This is a genomic window from Rhodococcus baikonurensis (genome assembly GCF_040489275.1).
GTDB lineage: Bacteria > Actinomycetota > Actinomycetes > Mycobacteriales > Mycobacteriaceae > Rhodococcus_F > Rhodococcus_F baikonurensis.
Genome location: NZ_JBEUOQ010000050.1, coordinates 1 through 6535 on the forward strand (window position 1 = coordinate 1; position 6535 = coordinate 6535).

Sequence of the window (6535 nt, forward strand, 5' to 3'; positions counted from 1 at the left end):
TTGGAGGGGGTGCGGAGGTCTCTTCCGGGGTTCATGGTGCCGTCGGTGGTGGTGGTGTTGGGGGAGTTTCCGGTGACGGTGCATGGGAAGTTGGATCGTAAAGCCCTCCCGGACATCAACTTCGAACCTCAATCGCTGCAGTATGTCGCGCCGCGAACGCCGGTCGAGGAGACGGTTGCCGCAATCTTCGATGATCTGCTGGGAACGTCCACGGTGGGCGTGTACGACGACTTTTTTGCTCTTGGTGGGAACTCTCTCAGTGCGGCCAGGTTGGTTGCGCGAGTGAATTCTGTTCTCGGCGAACGGATCAACATCCGCGACGTCTTCGATGCTTCGACCGTTGCAGCGCTGGCGGAGTTGGCGCAGAGCCGCGGAGGGGACAATGGAGGTGATATCAGCGGCGGAGAAGGAGCGAAGCCAGCGTTGACGCCGCGGGGTACGACGACGGATATCCCACTTTCACCGGCGCAGGAGCGAATGTGGTTTGCGAATCAGTTCGCCCCCGAATCCGCCGCATACAACGTCACGTGCGCGTTGAGGCTCGACGGCGCACTGAATGTGAGTGCGCTTCGCGCTGCATTTGTCGACGTCGTCGAGCGGCACGAGTCTTTGCGCACTGTTTTTCCTCTCACGGACAACGGACCGCGTCAAGTGATCATGTCCACCTCACAGGTGGTATCGGATCTCGCACCGATACTTGTACAGGGAGGCGAAGACCTGCGCGAGCGTTGCCGGCAGATCGCTTCGGTTGGTTTCGACGTCACGCAACAGGTCCCGATGCGCGCCACCTTGTTGCGGCGAGATGACCAGGCCCACTCGCATGTCCTGGTGATCGTGATTCACCACATCGCCGCCGACGGATTCTCGACGGTACCGCTGGCCCGAGATCTCATGAGCGCATACTCCTCCCGTGTGAACGGTGAGGCACCTCGGTGGGCGCCGCTCGCGATCCAGTACGCCGACTACGCGTTGTGGCAACGTGGTTGGTTGGGCTCCGAATCCGACTCTCGGTCCTCGATCTCGAAACAGCTCATCTATTGGGCCGAGAATCTTGCGGGCACACCGGAGGTTCTCGACATTTCGACTGATCGACCGCGCGGTGACGTGCGTTCGCTCCGACGCGGACGGATTCGGTTCGACTTCAGCCCGGAGATTCATGCCGGTGTGGTTGCCCTGTCGCGCACACACAACGCCACGGTCTTCATGGTTGTGCACGCAGCCTTGGCAGTGCTGCTGGCGAGGCTCAGTGATGAGGACGACATAACCGTCGGAACTCCCATCGCCGGACGTGGGGAGCGCGAACTCGACGACCTGGTGGGTATGTTCGTCAACACCTTGGTCTTGCGCACTGCAGTGGACCGCGGCGCGACATTCGGGGAGTTCCTCGACCAGGTCCGAAACGTAGATCTGAGCGCCTACACCCATGCGGACGTGCCGTTCGAACGAGTCGTCGAGATCGTGAATCCTTCACGTTCGACGGCATACTCGCCCCTGTTTCAAGTCATGTTGGAGTTCCAGGACATCGAGCGACCTACCCTGGAACTCCCCGAGTTGCAGGTGACCGACATGGGTGTCGAGATCGACACCATCAACTTCGATCTGCAGTTGACGGTGGCCCAGAATGTCGACGACGCCGGTGAACCGGACGGTATTTGCGCCGAATTCGGTTATGCCACAGATATTTTCGACAATGAGACAGTAAGGGGCTTCGTCGACCGCCTGCAACGGATTCTCGAGCGCGTCACCACGGATCCGCAATCGCGGATCGGAGATATCGAGATTCTCTCCGCCCGTGAGTCGGTCGAACTGATACCCGTGCGAGGTGTGATTTCCACCGCTGTTCAGAGCCTTCCGGATGTGCTCACTGCAGCAACAGATAAGGCGACCGCCCAGGATCCCGGCGCCGTCGCGCTGGTGTTCGAGGAACGTGAAGTGACATATCTCGAACTCGACGCACAGTCGAACCGATTGGCCCGCCTGCTGATCGAATCGGGAGTGGGTCCCGAATCGGTGGTGGCGTTGTGTCTTCCACGCTCTGTCGAGTCCGTTCTGGCGGTGTGGTCCATTGCCAAGACCGGTGCGGCATTCCTTCCGGTGGACCCAGGACATCCTGCTGCACGTATCGAGTACATGCTGCGCGACTCCGGTGCAGCGTGGGGGATAACGTCTCGAGCTCACCACGCAGCATTGTCCGACCTCGTGCCGTGGCTGGTTCTCGACGATGCCGGTTTCGAGGAACGGCTGTGGGCGTACTCCCCATCGAAAGTCACCGACGCGGATCGGCGGGCACGGATTCGAATCGACAATCCGGCCTATCTGATCTATACCTCCGGATCTACAGGAACGCCGAAGGGCGTGACAGTCACACACCGCGGGTTGAGCGACTTTGCTCTCCAGGAGCGCGAGACATTCGCTACCACCACCGAAGCAAGAACCCTGCACTTCGCCTCGCCGAGTTTCGACGCGTCGGTTCTCGAACTCGTGCTGGCCGTTGGTGCTGGAGCCACGATGGTGATCGTGCCACCGACTGTCTACGGCGGGTCGGAGCTGGCGGCGCTACTGGAGCGCGAGCGGGTCACCCACTGTTTTGTGACTCCGGCGGCTTTGGCGTCCGTCGACCCAGACGGTCTCACCACTGTCGGTTGTGTCGTGACAGGTGGGGAGGCGTGCCCGCCGGAATTGGTGGCCCGCTGGGCGCCGGGCAGACAGATGTTCAACGCCTATGGTCCTACCGAGGCAACTGTGGTGTCGAGTATCAGTGCGGCACTGGCTCCTAACGACCCGGTCACCATCGGCGCACCTACTCGCGGATTCAGCGAGGTAGTGCTGGACTCGCGTCTGCGAGCGGTACCGGTAGGTGTCGCGGGGGAGTTGTATCTTGCCGGGCCGGCTCTCGCTCGCGGCTATCACCGGCGATCCGCGCTGACCGCCGCGCAGTTTGTCGCAGATCCCTTCGGTGCGCCGGGAACGCGGATCTATCGCACGGGCGATCGCGTGCGGTGGACGCCCGACCGGCAGCTGGAGTATCTCGGGCGCACCGACGCCCAAGTGAAGGTCCGTGGGTTCCGCATCGAACTCGGGGAAGTCGAGGTGGCATTGCAGACGCACCCACGCGTGGCCCAGGCGGTGACGGGCGTCTGGAACGGCGACGGCAGCGATCGGTTGATCGGCTACGTGGTTCCCGATCGCGGGGTGAGTGTCGATCCGCGAGACGTCCTCGCGCATGCAGGCACGCGACTGCCGTCGTACATGGTGCCTGCGGCGGTGGTGGTGCTCGACGCACTTCCGCTGACGGTTCACGGAAAACTGGACCGCGCAGCGCTTCCCGCACCCGATTTCTCGTCCGCGGCCACACCCGACCGGCCACCGCGAACGGAAACCGAGAATCTTCTTGCCGCTCTGTTCGCGCAGGTTCTCGGCCTCGACACCGTGGGAGTGCATGATTCCTTCTTCGAACTCGGTGGAGACAGCATCATGTCCATCCAATTGGTGGCCCGCGCTCGCGATGCTGGTGTGATCATCTCGCCGCGAGATGTATTCGACCACAAATCTGTTGCCGAACTTGCCGAGTCGGCGCACGTGGAGCAGGACGGGCCTGATGCGCTCGCGGAGCTGCCCGGAGCCGGTATCGGCACCCTCCCACTGACGCCGGTGGCGCAGTGGATGCTCGACCGCAGCAGCGGCGGCCTCGAGGGGGGTGAGCTGAACCGGTTCACCCAGGCGCTCTTGCTGACCGCTCCCGCTGATCTCACCCAGGACCTCCTTGTCCGGGGCGTTCAAGTGATGCTGGATCGGCACGACATGCTCCGTGCTCGCCTGGTCGAGCGTGAGCAGGTCATGGAAGTCCTACCACCCGGCTCGATCTCGGCCGAGGGACTGATCCACCGAGTAGCTGTCGATTCGGTCGACGACGAAGGTTTCCGGGCCTTGGCGTCGGGAGAACTCGAGGCCGCTGCCGACAGCTTGGATCCCGCCGCCGCTGACATGGTGCGCGTGATCTGGTTCGACCTGGCCGACAAACCTGACTTGTCGAACCAGCAGGGCCGATTACTTCTGGTGATTCATCACCTGGTTGTCGACGGCGTCTCGTGGCGCATTCTGGTCACCGACCTGGCGTCGGTGACAGCGCAACTCCAGGCCGGTGTCACGCCTGAACTACCACCGATCGGAACGTCGTTCCGGCGATGGGCGCATGGGCTTGTCGAGCACGTGGGTGACCGGAGCGCAGAACGGGAGGTGTGGACAACGATCCTGAACGGCGATGACCCACTGATCGGTTCGCGCCCACTCGATCCCACGATCGACGTCTATGACACGGTCGACACCGTCACAGTGGACATCTCGCCTTCGGTGACCAGGAACCTTCTCACCACGGTTCCTGCGGCATTCCACACCGGCGTGAACGACGGACTCCTCACCGCTGTCGCGTTGGCCTCGATCGGGTGGCGACGACGCCGAGGTATGGATACCGCTGCCGCCCTGATCACTCTCGAAGGACACGGCCGCGAGGAGGGTGCGGTTCCTGGCGCAGACCTCGCTCGCACCGTTGGTTGGTTCACCACGCTCTACCCGGTGCATGTGGATCTCGGCGGAATCGACGTCGACGACGCACTGGCAGGTGGCGCCGACGCCGGACGGGCTCTCAAAGCTGTCAAAGAGTACGTGCGTGCGATCCCCGATCGTGGAATCGGATTCGGGATGTTGCGGTACCTGTCTGGCGAGAGGGACACACTCGGTCGATTCCGTTCTCCTCAGATCAGTTTCAACTATCTGGGCCGGATCAGCTCCTCTGACGGAGCACAGGACTGGCTGCCGGTGGAGGACAATCGAAAGCTCGGCGGAACCCAGAATCGTTCCATGCCGGTGGCGTCCGTGATCGACATCAACGCCGCGGTTGAGGACCATGTCGACGGGCCCTGCCTGACAGCATCTTTCACCTTTCCCCGCGGAGTGCTCGACGCGTCGGACATCGCGGAATTCGCGGAACTGTGGCGTCGTGCACTCGACGGACTCACCGCGCACGCGTCGCGACCTGATGCGGGCGGTCTGACGCCGTCGGACATTCCCCTGGTCTCGGTGGACCAACAGCAGATCGAACGCTGGGAGAACGACTTCCCCGGATTGCGCGATGTCTGGTCGGTGTCACCCCTTCAAGCCGGGCTGATGTTCCATGCCTCACTGGCGGCCACGTCGACGGACGTCTACACAGCGCAGTTGTGCATCGAACTCGAAGGAGCGGTTGATTCCGAGCGTTTACGCGGCGCTGCTGCTGGACTACTCGCAAACCACCCGAATCTGTGCGCCGCGTTCGTGTACGACGTGAACGGCCTACCGGTGCAGTTGATTGTCGACGATGCAGTGATTCCGTGGACCGAGGTCGATCTGAGTGATCGAGGATCGGCAACCGAAGCAGATCTGGAGCGCCTCCTCGACGAGGATCGCAGTGCACCCTTCGACCTCGCCTCGCCGCCACTGCTTCGGCTGACGCTGCTGCGAACCTCGCCGACGAGGTGCGTGTTGGTGGTGACAAACCATCACATCGTTCTCGACGGTTGGTCGATGCCGTTGTTGGTTCGCGAACTGCTGACGCGATACGCGGCCGACGGTCTCCCGGTCGACAGAGCCCCGGCCGATCTTCCCGAGACTCCGTCATACCGCACCTATCTGGAATGGTTGGTGCACCGCGACATCGAGACCTCGCTCGCGGTATGGGCGGACGCCATGGAAGGCGTCGACGAGCCGACGTTGTTGGCGGCTTCGGCGCCGATCGCGGAGCAACTGGTGCCCGAAGAAGTCGCCGTCGATCTACCCGATTCGGTGCTCGAGGGACTTGGTGCGCTGGTCCAGCGGAGTGGGATCACGATGAACACGGTGATCCAAGCCGCGTGGGGTGTCCTGCTGTCTCGAATGCTTTCCCGCGACGACGTCGTCTTCGGCGTCACAGTCTCGGGCCGTTCACCTGAATTGCCTGGTGTGGAAGACATGATGGGGCTGCTGATCAACACATTGCCTGTCCGCGTGCAACTGGATCCGGACGAGACCTGTGCGCAGCTGCTCGCTCGACTACAAGGCGAACAGACAGCTCTGCTCGATCATCACCATGTCGGACTCGGCGCGATTCAATCTGTCGTAGGGACAGGCAATCTATTCGACACACTGTCGGTCTTCGAGTCGTATCCGATCGATACCTCGGGGATGGACGGGAACACCGATATAGCCGGTATGCGCGTCACCGCTGTGACTGCCCGGGACGCCACGCATTACCCACTCACCGTGCTGACGGTCGCGGAACCCGCGCTGCAGGTGAGCCTGCGGTATCAGCCCGCGGCACTCGACCGCGCCGCGGTCGACACCATTGCGCAGCGGATGTCGCTGATCCTTGCCGCCTTCGCAGCGAACGCGGATACGCCGATCGGCGAGGTCGACGTGTTTGTCGCCGGCGAGCGTGGGTTGGTGGTGGGTGGTTGGGATGGTGTGGGGGTGGCTGTGGGGGGTTTGACGTTGGTGGATGTGTTGGATGGTCGGTTTGCTGGTG

The 6535-nt window shown here is 62.6% G+C and carries 1 protein-coding gene; it reads left to right on the forward strand.

Annotation, left to right across the window (positions count from 1 at the left end):
* A partial coding sequence (locus ABWI03_RS33895) for an amino acid adenylation domain-containing protein (RefSeq protein ID WP_435054183.1) occupies positions 1–6535 on the forward strand: 6535 nt, incomplete at both ends.